Below are 18,367 nucleotides of genomic sequence, written 5' to 3'. Positions count from 1 at the left end.
CTATAGACCATGACCTTAAAAGAATTACTGGTAGGCTTCGGTACCCAGGTTCGCAGTATCTGGATGATCGGCCTGCACGCGTTTGCCAAACGCGAAACCCGGATGTACCCGGAAGAGCCGGTATATCTGCCGCCGCGCTACCGTGGCCGTATCGTGTTGACGCGCGACCCGGACGGTTCCGAGCGCTGCGTTGCCTGTAACCTGTGTGCGGTAGCGTGTCCGGTAGGCTGTATCTCTCTGCAGAAAGCCGAGACGGTAGACGGCCGCTGGTACCCTGAGTTCTTCCGCATCAACTTCTCACGCTGCATCTTCTGCGGTCTGTGTGAAGAAGCGTGCCCAACCACGGCGATTCAGCTGACTCCAGACTTCGAGCTGGGTGAGTACAAGCGTCAGGACCTGGTGTACGAGAAAGAGGATCTGCTGATTTCCGGTCCGGGCAAATACCCGGAATATAACTTCTACCGGATGGCGGGTATGGCAATCGACGGCAAAGATAAGGGCGAAGCAGAGAACGAAGCTAAGCCTATCGACGTCAAGAGCCTGTTACCGTAAGGAGAGGGCAATGGAATTCGCTTTTTATATCTGTGGCCTTATCGCCATCCTGGCTACGCTGCGAGTGATCACGCACACCAACCCGGTGCATGCGCTGCTGTACTTAATCATCTCGCTGCTGGCCATTTCCGGGGTGTTCTTCGCACTGGGCGCGCACTTCGCCGGTGCGCTGGAAATCATCGTCTACGCCGGGGCCATTATGGTGCTCTTCGTGTTCGTGGTGATGATGCTGAACCTGGGCGGCTCTGAAATTGAGCAGGAACGTCAGTGGTTAAAACCGCAGGTGTGGATCGGCCCGGCAATTTTGTCGGCCATCATGCTGGTGGTGATCGTTTACGCCATTCTGGGCGTTAACGATCAGGGCATCGACGGCACGCCGATTGGCGCGAAAGAGGTGGGTATCACGCTCTTTGGCCCATACGTTCTGGCAGTGGAACTGGCCTCAATGCTGCTGCTGGCAGGTCTGGTTGTGGCTTTCCACGTTGGCCGCGAAGAGCGTGCTGGCGAGGTGCTGAGCAACCGCACTGACGACCGCGCGAAAAGAAAAACGGAGGAGCGCGCATGATCCCCTTAACACATGGACTGATCCTCGCTGCGATTTTATTCGTTCTGGGTCTGACCGGTCTGGTTATCCGCCGCAATCTGCTGTTTATGCTGATCGGGCTGGAAATCATGATTAACGCCTCCGCGCTGGCCTTCGTGGTCGCCGGAAGCTACTGGGGCCAGACCGATGGTCAGGTGATGTACATTCTCGCCATCAGCCTCGCGGCTGCTGAAGCGAGTATTGGCCTGGCGCTGTTGCTGCAGCTCCATCGTCGCCGCCAGAATCTGAACATCGATTCAGTAAGTGAGTTGCGTGGATGAACATGCTTGCCTTAACCATTATTTTTCCGCTGATTGGCTTCGTGCTGCTGGCGTTTTCTCGTGGCCGCTGGTCTGAGAATCTGTCTGCAACCGTCGGCATGGGCTCTGTTGGCCTGGCCGCGCTGGTGACAGCGTATGCGGGTATCGACTTCTTTAACAACGGGCGTCAGCCTTTCAGCGTGCCGCTGTGGACCTGGATGTCGGTCGGTGATTTCAACATCGGTTTCAACCTGGTGCTGGATGGTCTGTCCCTGACCATGCTCTCCGTGGTTACCGGCGTCGGCTTCCTGATCCACATGTTCGCCTCCTGGTATATGCGCGGTGAAGAGGGTTACTCCCGCTTCTTCGCCTACACCAACCTGTTTATCGCCAGCATGGTGGTTCTGGTCCTGGCCGATAACCTGCTGCTGATGTATCTGGGCTGGGAAGGCGTGGGTCTGTGTTCTTACCTGCTGATCGGTTTCTACTATACCGATCCGAAGAATGGCGCAGCGGCCATGAAAGCGTTCGTCGTGACCCGCGTGGGTGACGTCTTCCTCGCTTTCGCGCTGTTCATTCTTTACAACGAACTGGGCACGCTGAACTTCCGCGAAATGGTGGAACTGGCGCCGGCGCACTTCGCCGCAGGCAACAACATGCTGTGGTGGGCAACGCTGATGCTGCTGGGTGGTGCCGTGGGTAAATCCGCACAGCTGCCATTGCAGACATGGCTGGCAGACGCGATGGCGGGTCCAACCCCTGTCTCCGCGCTGATCCACGCTGCGACCATGGTCACCGCCGGTGTCTACCTGATTGCGCGTACCCATGGCCTGTTCCTGATGACCCCGGAAATTCTGCATCTGGTGGGTATCGTCGGTGCGGTTACGCTGGTGCTGGCAGGCTTTGCCGCGCTGGTGCAGACCGACATCAAACGCGTTCTCGCGTACTCAACCATGAGCCAGATTGGTTACATGTTCCTCGCGCTGGGCGTTCAGGCGTGGGACGCGGCCATTTTCCACCTGATGACGCACGCGTTCTTTAAAGCGCTGCTGTTCCTCTCGTCTGGTTCCGTGATTCTGGCCTGCCATCACGAGCAGAACATCTTCAAAATGGGCGGACTGCGTAAGTCCATCCCGCTGGTCTATGTCTGCTTCCTGGTGGGCGGCGCGGCGCTGGCGGCACTGCCGCTGATCACCGCGGGCTTCTTCAGTAAGGACGAAATCCTTGCGGGTGCCATGGCGAATGGTCATATCAATCTGATGGTTGCGGGTCTGGTCGGTGCGTTCATGACCTCCCTGTATACCTTCCGTATGATTTTCATCGTATTCCACGGTAAAGAACAAATTCACGCTCACGCAGGGAAGGGGATTACCCATCACCTGCCGCTGATTGTGCTGCTGGTACTGTCCACCTTCGTTGGCGCGATGATTGTGCCTCCGCTGCAGGGCGTACTGCCAGACACCACCGAGCTTGAGCACGGTCGCGTTCTGACGCTTGAAATCACCTCCGGTGTGGTCGCTATCGCGGGCATCCTGATCGCAGCATGGCTGTGGCTGGGCAAACGTACGCTGGTCACTGCCGTGGCCAACAGTGCGCCGGGCCGCCTGCTGGGCACCTGGTGGTACAACGCGTGGGGCTTCGACTGGCTGTACGACATGATCTTCGTTAAGCCGTTCCTGGGCATCGCGTGGCTGCTGAAGCGCGACCCGCTGAACAGCCTGATGAATATCCCGGCGATCCTTTCCCGCTTTGCAGGCAAAGGCCTGCTGTACAGCGAGAACGGTTACCTGCGCTGGTATGTGGCGTCCATGAGCATCGGTGCGGTTGTCGTGCTGGCGCTGCTGATGGTGTTGCGTTGATCGTTAAGTGAATTTTATTCGAATTCGTTGAAAATCAGGCCCCTGCTGGGGGCCTTAAAAAGGAATGTAAATCGCCATGTTACTACCCTGGCTAATATTAATTCCCTTCATCGGCGGCTTCCTGTGCTGGCAGACTGAACGCTTTGGCGTGAAGATGCCGCGCTGGATCGCGCTGATCACCATGGGATTGACGCTCGCGCTTGGCCTGCAACTGTGGTTGCAGGGCGGTTACTCACTGACACAGTCTGCGGGCATTCCGCAGTGGCAGTCTGAGTTCATCCTGCCGTGGATCCCACGTTTCGGCATTACGATCCACCTGGCGATTGACGGTCTCTCACTGCTGATGGTGGTGCTGACCGGTCTGCTCGGCGTTCTGGCGGTACTCTGCTCCTGGCGTGAAATCGAAAAATACCAGGGCTTCTTCCACCTGAACCTGATGTGGATCCTGGGCGGCGTGATCGGCGTGTTCCTTGCCATCGACATGTTCCTGTTCTTCTTCTTCTGGGAGATGATGCTGGTGCCGATGTACTTCCTGATCGCGCTGTGGGGCCACAAGGCGTCCGACGGTAAAACGCGTATCACGGCGGCAACCAAGTTCTTCATCTATACCCAGGCGAGTGGTCTGGTGATGTTGATTGCCATTCTGGCGCTGGTGTTTGTTCACCACAACGCGACCGGCACCTGGACCTTCAACTACGAAGACCTGCTGAAGACCCCAATGTCTCACGGCGTGGAATACCTGCTGATGCTGGGCTTCTTCATCGCCTTCGCGGTGAAAATGCCGGTGGTTCCGCTGCACGGCTGGCTGCCAGACGCGCACTCTCAGGCACCAACGGCGGGTTCCGTTGACCTGGCGGGAATCTTGCTGAAAACGGCGGCTTACGGTCTGCTGCGTTTCGCCCTGCCGCTGTTCCCGAACGCCTCCGCAGAGTTCGCACCGATTGCCATGTGGCTGGGTGTCATCGGTATCTTCTACGGTGCCTGGATGGCCTTCACCCAGTACGACATCAAGCGTCTGATTGCTTATACCTCCGTTTCCCACATGGGCTTCGTGCTGATTGCCATCTACACCGGCAGCCAGCTGGCGTACCAGGGGGCGGTGATCCAGATGATTGCGCACGGTCTGTCCGCAGCCGGTCTCTTCATCCTGTGCGGCCAGCTGTATGAACGTCTGCATACCCGCGACATGCGTATGATGGGCGGCCTGTGGAGCAAAATTAAGTGGCTGCCAGCGCTCTCCATGTTCTTCGCGGTGGCGACTCTGGGGATGCCGGGCACCGGTAACTTCGTCGGCGAATTTATGATTCTGTTCGGCAGCTTCAAAGTTGTACCGGTGATCACCGTGATCTCCACCTTTGGTCTGGTGTTCGCTTCCGTGTACTCGCTGGCGATGCTGCACCGCGCTTACTTCGGTAAAGCGAAGAGCGAAATTGCTGCACAAGAACTGCCGGGGATGTCGCTGCGTGAGCTGTTCATCATCCTGCTGCTGGTCGTACTGCTGGTGCTGCTGGGCTTCTTCCCGCAGCCGATTCTGGATACCTCGCACAGCGCGATGGGCAATATCCAGCAGTGGTTTGTTAATTCTGTTTCTACTACAAGGCCGTAATTCGCCATGACAATAACTCCACAACAACTGATCGCGCTGCTACCGCTGCTGATCGTCGGATTGACGGTGGTGGTTGTGATGCTCTCCATTGCGTGGCGACGCAATCACTTCCTGAATGCCACGCTGTCGGTCATCGGCCTGAACGCCGCGTTAGTCTCTCTCTGGTTTGTTGGCCAGGGCGGAGCGATGGACGTCACTCCGCTGATGCGCGTTGACGGTTACGCCATGCTGTATACCGGTCTGGTGCTGCTGGCGAGCCTGGCAACCTGTACCTTTGCGTACCCGTGGCTCGAAGGCTACAACGACAACAAAGAAGAGTTTTACCTGCTGGTTCTGATTGCCGCGCTGGGCGGCATTCTGCTGGCGAATGCGAACCACCTGGCCGCGCTGTTCCTCGGTATTGAGCTGATCTCTCTGCCGCTGTTCGGTCTGATTGGTTACGCCTTCCGCCAGAAGCGCTCGCTGGAAGCAAGCATCAAGTACACCATCCTGTCTGCGGCGGCGTCCTCGTTCCTGCTGTTTGGTATTGCGCTGGTGTACGCACAGTCCGGTAACCTCTCCTTCATGGCGCTCGGCAAGAGCCTCGGTGACGGCATGCTGCATGAGCCGCTGCTGCTGGCGGGTCTGGGCATGATGATTGTTGGCCTCGGCTTCAAACTCTCTCTGGTTCCGTTCCACCTGTGGACGCCAGACGTATACCAGGGCGCTCCGGCTCCGGTGTCGACCTTCCTGGCGACGGCGAGCAAAATCGCTATCTTCGGGGTGGTCATGCGTCTGTTCCTGTACGCTCCGGTGGGTGACAGTGAAGCGGTTCGCGTGGTGCTGGGCATTATCGCGTTCGTCTCCATCATCTTCGGTAACCTGATGGCGCTGAGCCAGACCAACATCAAGCGTCTGCTGGGCTACTCGTCTATCTCTCATCTGGGCTACCTGATGGTGGCGCTGATTGCGCTGCAGAGCGGTGAGATGTCGATGGAAGCCGTGGGCGTGTATCTGGCCGGCTACCTGTTCAGCAGCCTCGGCGCCTTCGGCGTGGTGAGCCTGATGTCCAGCCCGTACCGTGGTCCGGATGCCGATTCACTGTTCTCTTACCGTGGTCTGTTCTGGCACCGTCCGATCCTGTCCGCCGTGATGACGGTGATGATGCTCTCTCTGGCGGGTATCCCGATGACGCTCGGCTTTATCGGTAAGTTCTACGTGCTGGCCGTCGGTGTGCAGGCGAACCTGTGGTGGCTGACTGCGGGCGTGGTGATCGGTTCCGCGATTGGTCTCTACTACTATCTGCGCGTGGCCGTGAGCCTGTACCTGAGCGCGCCTCAGCAGCTCAACCGTGATGCCCCAACCAACTGGCAGTACAGCGCTGGCGGTATTGTGGTTCTCATCTCCGCGCTGCTGGTGCTGATCTTCGGTATCTATCCGCAGCCGCTGATTGATATCGTGCAGCGAGCGATGCCATTAATGTAAAAACAAAAAACCCGCTTCGGCGGGTTTTTTTATGGTTTGCGCCCTCTCCCTGTGGGAGAGGGATGGGGTGAGGGCACCAGCCCGCACAGGACCTAAGCTAGCTGCTTCCGGCTAATCAACGGCCCGTCAATCTTCTTCATCGAGCGGTCCAGCACTTCCTCAATCACTGACGACAGCTCGTTCAGCTCAAACTTCGCCACATACCCGTCCGCCTTCACCTTGCGAATATGGTCTTCGTTGGCGTTGCCGGAAAGGGAAGAGTGGATCACGACCGGAATATCTTTCAGTACCGGATCGGTTTTGATTTTGCGCGTCAGCGTAAAACCGTCCATCTCCGGCATTTCGAGGTCGGTCAGCACCAGCGCGATCTTATCGGTGATGGGAACTCCTTCAGCCTGCGCCTGCGCGGCCAGAACCCCAATTTTCTCCCACGCCTCTTTGCCGGTGATATGCAGCTGCGCCGGGATCTCCATCGCCTGCAGGCCTTTCTCCAGCATTGAGCGCGCCACTTTGGAGTCTTCCGCGACGATGGCGACCGCGCCCGGCTTGATATGGAATTTGGTGGTTTTCAGATTGGTGGCGTGCAGATCGTGGTTGGCCGGAGTGATGTCATACAGGATCTGCTCAACGTCCAGCACCATCGCCAGATCGTTGGTATCGCTCTTCTCGTCAAGACACGCAATGCTGGTGATGTAGCGACCGCTGACGGCGGTTTCCGCCGCGTGCACCTGCTTCCAGTCCAGACGCATGATGTTCTCAACCGACTCCACGGCAAACGCCTGCACGCTGCGCGCATATTCGGTGATCAGCAGGATATTCAGCCCGGTGGTGGGCTTACAGCCCGCCACGGCGGCCAGGTCGATCACCGGGATCACCTGATCGCGAATATTCACCATTCCCATCAGCGGTGACTTCATCCCGGCGGGTTTCGTGAACTCCGGCATCGGCACAATTTCACGCAGCTTAAAGACGTTAATGCCAAACAGCTCAGATTTATTTTCGTTAAGAGAGGTGCCAAGACGGAACAGCAACAGTTCAAAACGGTTCGACAGGGTCAGATTCGCCCTGTCATCAATATCTTTCTGGAAATTATCCATTCTACCCTCGAGAGAAATGCTGACCTTTTAATCGTTATCGGCATCCTGAAGGAAAAATGAAGGACTAAACGCTGACCTGAGCGAAATCTTCGGCCAGCTCACATTCCGGGAACAGCGCGCGGCACTCGGCCAGCAGGCCTGCACAGCCCCGCGCGTCGTAGCGCGAGCTGACGTGGGTGACGATGAGCCTCCCGACGCCCGCGTCACGGGCAAGCTGCGCCGCCTGACGCGTGGAGCTGTGGCCCCGGCTGTTGGCTTTCTCTTCCATCGCCGTTTCAAGCGTTGCTTCATGCACCATTACGTCCACGCCCTGAGCCAGCGTGAGCGCCGCCGCGCAAGGGGCCGTATCGCCAAAAATCGCCAGCTTCTTGCCGGGCTGCGGTGCGGCGAGATAATCCTGGCCGTTGATGACGCGACCGTCCTCCAGCGTGACGGTCTCTCCGTGCTTCAGACGCTGGAACAGCGGCCCGGGTTTTACGCCATCGGCCATCAGCGCGGCGGCGTCCAGCGCGCCGGGTTTGTCATGCGCTTCAATGCGGTAACCATAGCACTCGACAGGATGATTGAGCGGCTGAGCGCTCACCTTATAATCGCCGTCATCGAAAACCAGGCCTTCGCTAATCTCAACGACCTCCAGCGGATAATCCGTCCACGACCCGCTCAGGCGTAGCGTGGTTTCAACAAATTCACGAATACCCGCAGGCCCGTAAATCGTTAGCGTGTTGGCGTTACCGGCCATCGAGCGGCTGCACAGCAGGCCGGGAAGGCCAAACAGATGGTCGCCATGCAGATGGGTGATAAAAATTTTATCCAGCTTGCTGGGGTGATAAGCGGTGTGCAACAGCTGATGCTGCGTCCCTTCACCACAGTCAAACAGCCACAGCCCGCCGCGGGTGGGGTGTTTAAGATCCAGCAGTATCGCCGTCACGTTCCGTGAGCGGGTTGGCACGCCAGCGGACGTACCCAGAAAAATCAGTTCCATAACGCAATCAGCCCTTTGCCGAACGGGGAGGGGTTTAGTATAACGTGATGAACCCCCAGGAAGGAGACTGACATGATCCAGTGGCAAGATTTACACCATAGTGACCTCACCGTTCGTTCACTTTACGCCCTGCTGAAACTGCGCTGCGAAGTGTTTGTGGTTGAACAGACCTGCCCGTATCAGGATATCGACGGAGACGATCTCGTCGGCGAGAACCGCCATATCCTCGGCTGGCGGAATAACGAGCTGGTGGCGTATGCGAGGATTCTGAAAAGCGAAGACGATTTTGAGCCTGTCGTCATTGGCCGCGTCATCATCAGCGGTAGCGCGCGTGGTGAAAAACTGGGCTATCAGCTGATGGAGAAAACGCTCGAGGCGTGCCAGAAACAGTGGCCGAACAAGGCGTTATACCTGGGCGCGCAGGCGCACCTGCAGTCGTTCTATGCCCACTTTGGCTTCACGCCGGTAACGGAAGTGTATGACGAAGACGGCATTCCCCACATCGGCATGGCGCGGGAAGCGAAGCAGGCGTAATGGCGAGTCGTTGGCTATAGTTAGCGGACTGGTGTACTAACATGGAGAAAAATATGTCATTTCAATCCTGGGATACCCGTATCGACGACGACCTGGCCTTACTGAGCGAAACGCTGGAAGAGGTGTTACGTTCCTCGGGCGACCCTGCCGATCAGAAATATATTGAGCTAAAAGCCCGCGCCGAGCAGGCGCTGCATGAAGTGAAAAACCGCGTCAGCCATGCGTCTGATACCTACTACTATCGTGCCAAAAAAGCGGTGTATCGTGCCGATGATTACGTGCATGAAAAACCGTGGCAAGGTATTGGCGTGGGCGCTGCCGTAGGCCTGGTACTGGGGCTGCTGCTGGCCCGACGTTAAGCCGCTTAACCACTCCCTATACGTGGGTACTGCTATTTATTGTCGGTACCCCGTATAATACGAGGTTTTAACAGGGAGAGGTTCGCGTGAATTCGATTTTCCTCGCGCTGGAGCAACTGCGTACCCAGCTTTCGCAAGCGTTACCCGCAGCACCCGGCATACGTCATTTCGACGTCTCTTTCCCGTTAAACGACGCCTTCGATCCCCTCGCCTGGCTTGGCGAGCAGCAGTGTTATCCGCAGTTTTACTGGCAGCAGCGTAACGGCGATGAAGAGCTTGCCGCGCTGGGGGCGGTTATCCCCTTTGCCTCTCTGGCGTTAGCCACGCAGTTTTTGCGCGAGCAAAACGTGGCTGGTGATACCCGCATCTACGGCCTGAACGCCTTTAATCCGGAGCAGGGCAGCCTCTTTTTACCGCGACTGCTCTGGCGACGTACCGCCGGCACCGCTACGCTGCGCCTGCAGCTGTGGAGCGATTATTCGCTTCAGGAAGATGCCCACGCCGCGCGGCATTTTTTACAGCAGCTCCGTCCTGCGAGATCTATCCGCCCGCTGTCCGTTCAGGTTGAGCACGAAACCCATCAGCCGCAGCAGGCCGAATGGCTGAAGCTTATTCGCAGAGCGACAGAGACCATCGCACGCGGTGACTTTGAAAAGGTGGTTCTCGCCCGGGCAACCGATATCCAGTTCACACAGCGCGTTAACCCCGTCGCGCTGATGGCGGCCAGCCGCGCCCTGAATTTACACTGCTACCACTTCTGCATGGTATTCGACGCCAGCAACGCGTTTCTTGGCTCGACCCCCGAGCGTCTCTGGCGGCGGCGCGGCACGCTGCTGCGCACGGAAGCGCTGGCGGGCACCGTTGCCAGCCATACCGATGATAGCCAGGCGCAGCGTCTCGGCGAATGGTTGCTGAACGATGATAAAAACCAGCGCGAAAATATGCTGGTCGTGGAAGATATTTGCCAGCGTCTTCAGCACTATACGCAGACGCTTGAGGTACTGCCCCCTCAGGTGGTGCGCCTGCGTAAAGTGCAGCACTTGCGCCGCTGTATCTGGACTGAGCTCAAACAGGCCGATGATGAGCAGTGTTTGCTCATGTTACAGCCGACCGCGGCCGTTGCCGGATTACCCCGACAGCCAGCGCGCGAGTTTATCCAGAAGGTTGAGCCCTTTAACCGCGAGTGGTACGCCGGTTCGGCCGGGTATTTATCTCCCGAACAGAGTGAATTTTGCGTGGCGTTGCGCTCCGCCCGCGTCCAGGATGACTCCCTGCGGCTTTATGCCGGTGCTGGTATTGTCAGCGGGTCTGACCCGGAGCAGGAGTGGCAGGAGATTGAAAACAAAGCCGCCGGATTGCGCTCTCTGCTCCTAAGGGATTAATACTGAATCGCGCAATCCCGATTCATATCAAAATTCCAATTTTTTCTATTATTTATACTGTGTCGCATTCTTGATACCGGACAATCTCATGTCAGTAAGTTCTTTTAACCGACGCTGGGCGGCGGTGATCCTTGAAGCCCTGACGCGCCACGGCGTCAGGCACGTGTGTATTGCACCGGGTTCTCGCTCAACGCCGCTGACGCTGGCGGCCGCCGAAAACCGGGCGTTTATTCACCACACCCACTTTGATGAGCGTGGCCTCGGGCATCTCGCGCTGGGTCTGGCGAAGGTTAGCAAAGAACCCGTGGCGGTGATTGTCACTTCCGGTACTGCCGTGGCGAACCTCTATCCGGCTCTGATTGAAGCCGGGTTAACCGGTGAAAAGCTGATTCTGCTGACGGCCGATCGTCCCCCTGAGCTTATCGACTGCGGCGCCAATCAGGCCATCCGTCAGCCGGGACTCTTTTCTTCGCATCCTTCGCAGACGATTTCGTTACCCCGTCCCACCCAGGATATCCCGGCAAGCTGGCTGGTCTCCACCGTCGATCACGCCATGGAGACGCTGCGCAGCGGGGCGTTGCATATCAACTGCCCGTTTGCCGAGCCGCTGTACGGCGAGCTGGACGATACGGGTCTTGACTGGCAGCAGTCCCTTGGCGACTGGTGGCAGAGTGAAAAACCGTGGCTGCGCGAGCAGACGCATCTTGAGAGCGTGAAGCAGCGCGACTGGTTCTTCTGGCGGCAGAAGCGCGGCGTGGTGATCGCCGGGCGCATGAGCGCCGCCGAAGGCAAGCTGGTTGCCGAATGGGCGCAAACCCTGGGCTGGCCGCTGATAGGCGACGTACTTTCTCAGACCGGTCAGCCGCTGCCGTGCGCGGATCTCTGGCTGGGTAATGCCAAAGCGGTCACCGAGCTTGCGCAGGCGCAGATTGTTGTCCAGCTTGGATCGAGTTTAACCGGCAAACGCTTACTCCAGTGGCAGGCCACCTGCACGCCGGAAGAGTACTGGCTGGTGGACGCGCTGGAAGGGCGGCTTGACCCGGCGCACCACCGCGGTCGTCGTCTCGTCAGCAGTATCGACGCCTGGCTGACGCTTCATCCGGCTGAAAAACGCAAGCCCTGGGCGGTAGCCATCCCGGACCTTTCGCGCCAGGCGTGGGAGCTGACCAAAGCGCACTGTGAAGCGTTTAGCGAGGCCGGGCTGGCGCACCGTATTCGCCAGTACCTGCCCGAGCAGGGGCAATTGTTTGTCGGCAACAGCCTGGTGGTGCGCCTGATTGACGCTTTTTCGCAGCTGCCAGCAGGCTACCCGGTGTACAGCAACCGTGGCGCCAGCGGCATCGACGGGCTGATCTCCACGGCGGCGGGCGTGCAGCGCGCCAGCGCAAAGTCGACGCTGGCGATTGTGGGCGATCTCTCCGCACTCTACGATCTCAACGCGCTGGCGCTGCTGCGTCAGGCGTCAGCCCCGTTCGTGCTGATTGTGGTCAACAACAACGGCGGGCAGATTTTCTCCCTGCTGCCTACGCCGCAGAGCGAGCGCGAGCGCTTCTATCTGATGCCGCAAAACGTGCAGTTCGAACACGCCGCGGCGATGTTCAGCCTGAAATATCATCGCCCGGAAAGCTGGGAACAGCTGGATGCCGCGCTCGGTACAGCCTGGAAACAGCCCGGCGCGACGCTGATTGAGCTGGCGGTGAATGAGGCTGACGGTGCGCAGACCCTGCAAAGCCTGCTGGCGCAGGTGAGCCAGCTGTGATCCTCTCGGGCGTGCAGCAGGCCGGAAATCCAGGCTATCCCTGGCTGGTCTTTTTGCACGGGTTTTCCGGAGATTGCCGCGAGTGGCAGGCTATTGGTGAGCGATTCCGTGACTACCCCCGGCTGTATCTGGATCTGCCGGGTCACGGTGGATCCCGGCACCTGGGCGTCGCGGGCTTCGACGAGATGAGCGCGTTGCTCACCCGCACCCTGATTAGTTACAACATACTTAATTTCTGGCTCGTCGGGTACTCCCTCGGCGGCCGCATTGCGATGTTCCATGCCTGCCAGCAGCCAAAGGGGCTACTGGGCGTGACGGTAGAAGGCGGACATCCGGGCCTGCAGGATGCCGATGCGCGACAGGCGCGGCTGGCATCTGACCGCCGCTGGGCAACGCGTTTTCGCAGCGAACCGCTGGAGAAGGTGTTCGCTGACTGGTATCAACAGCCCGTGTTCGCCTCCCTCACGGACGCCCAGCGCGAGGCGCTGATTACCCTGCGCAGCCAGAACGACGGCGCGATGCTGGCGATGATACTCGAGGCAACGTCGCTGGCCGTGCAGCCCGACCTGCGTGCCGCCCTGAGCGCGCGCGATTTCTCTTTTGATTATCTCTATGGCGAACGTGATGAGAAGTTTGCGGCCCTTGCCGAGGAGCTGAACGCCGTCCGTCATGAAATTCCCAACGCCGGACACAACGCCCACCGGGAAAACCCCGATGCGGTTGCGGCAAGTCTGGCTCAGATACTGCGTCTTCGAATAAAGGACACTCTATGATCTACCCTGATGAACACATGCTTTACGCCCCGGTTGAATGGCAGGACTGCTCCGAAGGCTACACCGACATTCGTTACCACAAGTCCACCGACGGTATTGCCAAAATCACCATCAACCGTCCGCAGGTGCGTAACGCCTTCCGTCCGCTGACCGTAAAAGAGATGATCCAGGCCCTGGCGGATGCGCGCTATGACGACAACATTGGCGTGATTGTCCTGACCGGCGAAGGCGAGAAAGCGTTCTGCTCCGGTGGCGATCAGAAAGTGCGCGGCGACTACGGCGGATACCAGGACGACGCGGGTACGCACCACCTGAACGTCCTCGATTTTCAGCGTCAGATCCGCACCTGTCCAAAACCGGTGGTGGCGATGGTGGCGGGCTACTCCATCGGCGGCGGCCACGTCCTGCACATGATGTGCGACCTGACCATTGCCGCCGAGAACGCCATCTTCGGCCAGACTGGCCCGAAAGTGGGATCCTTCGACGGCGGATGGGGAGCCTCCTACATGGCGCGCATCGTCGGACAGAAAAAAGCCCGCGAAATCTGGTTCCTGTGCCGTCAGTACAACGCGCAGGAAGCGCTGGATATGGGCCTGGTGAATACCGTGGTGCCGCTTGCCGATCTCGAAAAAGAGACCGTGCGCTGGTGCCGTGAAATGCTGCAAAACAGCCCAATGGCGCTGCGCTGCCTGAAGGCCGCGCTCAATGCCGACTGTGACGGTCAGGCGGGTCTGCAGGAGCTGGCGGGCAACGCCACCATGCTGTTCTACATGACCGAAGAGGGTCAGGAAGGGCGCAACGCGTTTAACGAAAAACGCCAGCCGGACTTCAGCAAATACAAACGGAATCCGTAATGCGTCGCGCGCAGGTTTACCGCTGGCAGATACCGATGGACGCGGGCGTGGTGCTGCGTGAACGGCGGTTAAAAACCCGTGACGGCTTCTTCGTGCATCTGCAGCAGGGCGAGCGGGAAGGCTGGGGCGAGATTTCGCCTCTGCCGGGCTTTAGCCTGGAGTCGCTGGATGTCGCGCAGACGGCCTTGCTGGCGTGGGCGGACGCGTGGCGCGAGGGTGCAAATCCGGCGCTGCCGGAGGTGCCTTCCGCGGCCTTTGGTATCAGCTGCGCGCTGGCCGAGCTGGAAGGCAGCCTGCCGGAAGCAGGGAATTACCGCGCGGCGCCGCTCTGCACGGGCGATCCTGACGAGCTGTTCGCGCTGCTCTCCGCCATGCCGGGGGAGAAAGTGGCGAAAATTAAAGTCGGTCTCTATGAAGCCGTGCGCGACGGCATGGTCGCCAACCTGCTGCTGGAGGCGATCCCCGATCTGCATCTGCGTCTGGACGCCAACCGCGCCTGGACGCCGCTCAAGGCGCAGCAGTTTGCGAAGTACGTCAACCCGGCGTACCGCAGCCGCATTGCCTTCCTCGAAGAGCCGTGCAAAACCCGCGACGAGTCGCGCGCGTTTGCCCGCGAAACGGGGATAGCCATCGCCTGGGATGAAAGCCTGCGCGAGGACGATTTTGAATTTGTTGCCGAGCCCGGCGTCAGCGCGGTGGTGATTAAACCGACGCTGACCGGCAGCCTGGCGAAGGTGCGCGAGCAGGTCGCGGCGGCGCACGCCTCAGGGCTGACGGCGGTCATCAGCTCGTCGATTGAGTCCAGCCTTGGGCTGACCCAGCTGGCGCGCATTGCCGCCTGGCTAACGCCGGATACGGTTCCTGGCCTCGACACGCTGAACCTGATGCAGGCTCAGCTTATCCGTACGTGGCCGGACAGCGCGCTGCCGTGCCTCGACGTCGCGGCGCTGGAGCCGTTGCGATGAGTTTTAACGACTGGCCGTGGCGACACTGGTGCGCACAGTTTGCCGATAAACCGGCCCTCAGGCTGAACGACGAGGTGCTCAGCTGGCAACAGCTGTGCGCGCGCATCGACAGCCTTGCGGCGGGCTTTCACCGGCAGGGGGTGGAGGAGGGCTGCGGCGTGCTGCTGCAGGCCCATAATCATCCGCAAACCCTGCTGGCGTGGCTGGCGCTGCTCCAGTGCGGGGCGCGTATTCTTCCCGCTAATCCACAGCTGCCGCGCCCGCTGCTGGACGTGCTGCTCCCGCAGATGACGCTGCGCTTTGCGCTGGTGCTGGACGGCAGCTACGACGCTCTTCCTGCCCTGCGCATGCACGAGACAGCCGATGCGTATTGCGCTGCGTGGCAACCGGCGCGGCTGGCCTCCATGACGCTGACCTCCGGCTCCACCGGGCTGCCAAAAGCGGCGGTCCATACCTGCGAGGCCCATCTTGCGAGCGCACGCGGCGTTTTGTCGCTGATACCCTACGGTGAAGACGACAACTGGCTGCTTTCGCTGCCGCTGTTCCACGTTTCCGGCCAGGGGATTTTATGGCGCTGGCTGCAGGCCGGCGCGCGGTTAACCGTACGCGAGAAACAGCCTCTGGAGCAGGCGCTGTGTGGCTGCACACACGCCTCGCTGGTGCCAACCCAGCTCTGGCGTCTGCTTAATGCCCACCAGCCTGTCACACTGAAAGCGGTGCTGCTGGGTGGGGCGGCCATCCCTGTTGAATTGACCGAACAGGCGAGAGAACAGGATATACGCACCTTCTGCGGCTACGGTCTGACCGAGTTTGCCTCTACCGTCTGTGCGAAAGAGGCGGACGGCGAGCCGGACGTGGGCTGTGCGCTGCCGGGCAGAGAGGTGCAGGTCGTTAACGGGGAAGTCTGGATCAGGGCGCAAAGCATGGCCTCAGGCTACTGGCGGGATGGCGAACTGATTCCGCTGATCAACGCGCAGGGATGGTTCGCCACACGCGATCGCGGCGAATGGCATGACGGCCGCCTGACGATCCTCGGCCGCATGGATAACCTCTTTTTTAGCGGCGGAGAAGGGATCCAGCCGGAATCGCTGGAGCGCGTTATCGCCACGCACCCGCAGGTTAACCAGGTGTTTATCATTCCGCTGGACGACACTGAATTCGGGCAACGTCCGGTGGCGGTAGTGGAGTGCGAGCCGGGAACGGATATCACCTGTTTACCTGACTGGGTGCGGGATAAGGTGGCGCGTTTTGAGCACCCCGTCCGCTGGCTGCTGTTGCCGACCGAACTCAAAAATGGCGGCATTAAAGTCTCGCGCCGCGCGTTGCAGGAATGGGTGAACGCATCGCTGAAGGGATAATAGCCGTTTCAAATAGTTACAATCTACCGTTCTGCCGCACGCAGAGTGCTTGATCCCCGGGAGACTCCGGTTAAAATCTCGCGGTTTTGGGACTTCTTTATAATAATTGTGCGGGATCACGACAATGAAAAAAGTGGCATTACTGGGCCTCGGCCTGATGGTTGTATCTGCGGCGGCTAACGCCATCAGCATTAACGGCTCGGCGGGTCAGGATTATACCCACCTGGGCTTTGGCATGGGGACCGAGACTTCCGGTCTGGCGATGACCGGCGGCTGGACGCATAACGATGACGACGGCGACGCTGCCAGCCTCGGCCTGGGTCTGAACGTTCCTCTTGGCCCGTTCCTGGCAACCGTCGGCGGTAAAGGTATCTATACCAACCCAAATGACGGTGACGAAGGGTACGCGGCGGCAGTGGGCGGCGGCCTGCAGTGGAAAATTGGCGACAGCTTCGGCCTGTTTGGTGAGTACTACTATTCGCCGGATTCCCTCTCAAGCGGTATCGAAAGCTATGAAGAGGCCAACGCCGGCGCGCGCTGGACCATCATGCGTCCGATTACCATCGAAGCGGGTTATCGCTATCTGAACCTGGCCGGCAAAGACGGCAACCGCGACAACGCGCTGGCCGACGGCCCGTACGTGGGCGTCAGCGCAGGCTTCTAATCACTCCGGCGCGGCATTCTGTCGCGCCAGTTTCTCTCTTCTCCACCCCGCGTTTGCGCTATAGTGTTTTGACCAAATAAGCGGGAGAACATAATGATTAACGTGGAGATGTTATCCACCGGCGACGAAGTGCTGCATGGACAAATTATTGATACCAATGCTGCCTGGCTTGCCGATCTTTTCTTTGAGCAAGGATTACCGTTAACGCGCCGCAATACGGTGGGCGACAATCTTGAGTCGCTGGTCGCTATTCTGCGCGAGCGCAGTGAACGCTGCGACGTGCTGATTGTGAACGGCGGGCTCGGCCCCACCAGTGACGATCTCAGCGCGCTGGCCGCCGCGACCGCAAAAGGTGAAGGGCTGGTGCTTCACGAGGCGTGGCTCTCGCAGATGGAGCGCTTTTTCTCCGAACGTGGCCGCGTCATGGCCCCAAGCAACCGCAAACAGGCTGAAATTCCCGCCAGTGCTGAACTGGTCGATAACCCGGTCGGTACCGCGTGTGGATTTGCCATGCAGCTGAACCGCTGCCTGATGTTCTTCACGCCGGGCGTACCCTCAGAATTTAAAGTGATGGTCGAGCAGCAGATCCTGCCGCGCCTTCGCGATCGTTTTACCCTGCCTGAACCGCCGCTGTGCCTGCGTCTGACCACCTTTGGCCGCTCGGAAAGCGATCTGGCCCAGAGCCTCGATCACCTTCCGCTGCCGCCGGGCGTGTCCATGGGCTATCGCTCCTCCATGCCGATCATTGAACTTAAGCTGACAGGCCCGGCCGAACAGAAAGAGGCGATGCTGGCGTTGTGGCCCGAGGTGCAGCGCGTGGCGGGCGAAAGCCTGATCTTTGAAGGTACGGAAGGGTTGCCCGCGCAGATTGCGAAGCAACTGCAGGCGCGTCAGCTCAGCGTGACCTTAAGCGAGCAGTTCACCGGTGGCCTGCTGGCGCTGCAGCTGTCTCGCGTCAACGCGCCGCTGCTGGCGAGCGAAGTGGTGCCGTTCCAGCAGGAGACTCTCGCGCAAACCGCCCGCTGGGCTTCCGAGAGAAGGGTGAAGCATTTTGCCGGTCTGGCGCTGTTTGTCGGGGGGCTGGACGAGGAATACCTTAACTTCGCGCTGGCGACGCCGGAAGGCACCTGGGCTCTGCGGGTTAAAATGAGCATCACCCGCCACAGCCTGGCGGTGCGTCAGGAGGTTTGCGCGATGATGGCGCTGAACATGCTGCGCCGCTGGCTGAATGGCAAAGAGGTTGCCAGCGAGCACGGCTGGATCCATGTGGTCGAGTCGCTGTTCATCGAGTAACACCTGTGCCGGGGCCTTTCGCC

18 protein-coding genes are annotated in these 18,367 nt (G+C 59.4%); 16 read left to right on the top strand and 2 right to left on the bottom strand.

Annotated elements, in window-relative coordinates; translation table 11 throughout:
• Positions 1 to 9: 9 nt before the first annotated feature.
• The 6 genes from nuoI (at position 10) to nuoN (ending at position 6,324) form a co-directional block, all read left to right on the top strand.
• Positions 10 to 552: an NADH-quinone oxidoreductase subunit NuoI gene (gene nuoI, locus V1587_RS17895; protein ID WP_003861491.1), complete on the top strand. Its 543-nt coding sequence runs from the start codon at positions 10 to 12 to the stop codon at positions 550 to 552.
• A 10-nt stretch (positions 553 to 562) separates the two neighbouring features.
• Complete coding sequence (nuoJ, locus tag V1587_RS17890; RefSeq protein ID WP_008500212.1) at positions 563 to 1,117, top strand: NADH-quinone oxidoreductase subunit J; 555 nt, start codon at positions 563 to 565, stop codon at positions 1,115 to 1,117.
• Positions 1,114 to 1,416: an NADH-quinone oxidoreductase subunit NuoK gene (nuoK, locus tag V1587_RS17885; RefSeq protein WP_003861496.1), complete on the top strand. Its 303-nt coding sequence runs from the start codon at positions 1,114 to 1,116 to the stop codon at positions 1,414 to 1,416. The genes nuoJ and nuoK overlap by 4 nt, the downstream gene beginning before the upstream one ends.
• Positions 1,413 to 3,254, top strand: coding sequence for an NADH-quinone oxidoreductase subunit L (gene nuoL / locus V1587_RS17880; RefSeq protein WP_023325763.1), 1,842 nt, complete (start codon positions 1,413 to 1,415; stop codon positions 3,252 to 3,254). The genes nuoK and nuoL overlap by 4 nt, the downstream gene beginning before the upstream one ends.
• Before the next feature lie 76 nt (positions 3,255 to 3,330).
• Complete coding sequence (gene nuoM / locus V1587_RS17875; protein ID WP_008500214.1) at positions 3,331 to 4,860, top strand: NADH-quinone oxidoreductase subunit M; 1,530 nt, start codon at positions 3,331 to 3,333, stop codon at positions 4,858 to 4,860.
• 6 nt (positions 4,861 to 4,866) lie between these two features.
• Entirely contained in the window at positions 4,867 to 6,324 is a 1,458-nt protein-coding gene (nuoN, locus tag V1587_RS17870) for an NADH-quinone oxidoreductase subunit NuoN (protein ID WP_044597877.1), read from the top strand.
• 92 nt (positions 6,325 to 6,416) lie between these two features.
• Here the strand turns inward: nuoN and V1587_RS17865 are convergent, their stop codons facing one another.
• Positions 6,417 to 7,421 carry a chemotaxis protein gene (locus V1587_RS17865; RefSeq protein WP_032652809.1) on the bottom strand — a complete coding sequence of 335 codons (1,005 nt, stop codon included), beginning with the start codon at positions 7,419 to 7,421 and terminating at the stop codon, positions 6,417 to 6,419.
• Between the two features lie 64 nt (positions 7,422 to 7,485).
• Positions 7,486 to 8,403 carry a ribonuclease BN gene (gene rbn / locus V1587_RS17860; protein ID WP_371897333.1) on the bottom strand — a complete coding sequence of 306 codons (918 nt, stop codon included), beginning with the start codon at positions 8,401 to 8,403 and terminating at the stop codon, positions 7,486 to 7,488.
• Between the two features lie 72 nt (positions 8,404 to 8,475).
• Between rbn and V1587_RS17855 the strand changes: the two genes are divergently transcribed.
• The 10 genes from V1587_RS17855 to V1587_RS17810 all read left to right on the top strand — a co-directional run bounded on the left by V1587_RS17855 (position 8,476) and on the right by V1587_RS17810 (position 18,344).
• Positions 8,476 to 8,937 carry a GNAT family N-acetyltransferase gene (locus V1587_RS17855; RefSeq protein WP_371897332.1) on the top strand — a complete coding sequence of 154 codons (462 nt, stop codon included), beginning with the start codon at positions 8,476 to 8,478 and terminating at the stop codon, positions 8,935 to 8,937.
• Between the two features lie 53 nt (positions 8,938 to 8,990).
• Positions 8,991 to 9,296 (top strand): stress response protein ElaB, encoded by a 306-nt coding sequence (gene elaB / locus V1587_RS17850; protein ID WP_008500219.1) that lies wholly within the window; start codon positions 8,991 to 8,993, stop codon positions 9,294 to 9,296.
• An 86-nt stretch (positions 9,297 to 9,382) separates the two neighbouring features.
• Positions 9,383 to 10,678 (top strand): isochorismate synthase MenF, encoded by a 1,296-nt coding sequence (gene menF, locus V1587_RS17845; protein ID WP_371897331.1) that lies wholly within the window; start codon positions 9,383 to 9,385, stop codon positions 10,676 to 10,678.
• 88 nt (positions 10,679 to 10,766) lie between these two features.
• A complete protein-coding gene (gene menD, locus V1587_RS17840) occupies positions 10,767 to 12,437 on the top strand; it encodes a 2-succinyl-5-enolpyruvyl-6-hydroxy-3-cyclohexene-1-carboxylic-acid synthase (protein WP_371897330.1) in 1,671 nt (556 codons plus the stop codon).
• Positions 12,434 to 13,210 (top strand): 2-succinyl-6-hydroxy-2,4-cyclohexadiene-1-carboxylate synthase, encoded by a 777-nt coding sequence (menH, locus tag V1587_RS17835; protein ID WP_371897329.1) that lies wholly within the window; start codon positions 12,434 to 12,436, stop codon positions 13,208 to 13,210. The genes menD and menH overlap by 4 nt, the downstream gene beginning before the upstream one ends.
• Positions 13,207 to 14,064, top strand: a complete 858-nt coding sequence (menB, locus tag V1587_RS17830) for a 1,4-dihydroxy-2-naphthoyl-CoA synthase (RefSeq protein WP_008500223.1) — start codon at positions 13,207 to 13,209, stop codon at positions 14,062 to 14,064. The genes menH and menB overlap by 4 nt, the downstream gene beginning before the upstream one ends.
• Positions 14,064 to 15,029, top strand: coding sequence for an o-succinylbenzoate synthase (menC, locus tag V1587_RS17825; protein WP_371897328.1), 966 nt, complete (start codon positions 14,064 to 14,066; stop codon positions 15,027 to 15,029). The genes menB and menC overlap by 1 nt, the downstream gene beginning before the upstream one ends.
• Positions 15,026 to 16,387, top strand: coding sequence for an o-succinylbenzoate--CoA ligase (gene menE / locus V1587_RS17820; RefSeq protein ID WP_371897327.1), 1,362 nt, complete (start codon positions 15,026 to 15,028; stop codon positions 16,385 to 16,387). The genes menC and menE overlap by 4 nt, the downstream gene beginning before the upstream one ends.
• A 124-nt stretch (positions 16,388 to 16,511) precedes the next feature.
• Positions 16,512 to 17,051: a YfaZ family protein gene (locus V1587_RS17815; RefSeq protein ID WP_257260627.1), complete on the top strand. Its 540-nt coding sequence runs from the start codon at positions 16,512 to 16,514 to the stop codon at positions 17,049 to 17,051.
• Positions 17,052 to 17,144: 93 nt separating this feature from the next.
• The gene (locus V1587_RS17810) at positions 17,145 to 18,344 is read left to right on the top strand and encodes a nicotinamide mononucleotide deamidase-related protein YfaY (protein WP_371897325.1); all 1,200 of its coding nucleotides are present in this window, start codon (positions 17,145 to 17,147) and stop codon (positions 18,342 to 18,344) included.
• The last annotated feature ends 23 nt before the right edge of the window (positions 18,345 to 18,367 follow it).

Source organism: Enterobacter sp. ECC-249, from assembly GCF_043965265.1.
In the GTDB taxonomy this organism is placed as follows: domain Bacteria; phylum Pseudomonadota; class Gammaproteobacteria; order Enterobacterales; family Enterobacteriaceae; genus Enterobacter; species Enterobacter quasiroggenkampii.
This window is presented reverse-complemented; position numbering and strand designations above follow the sequence as displayed.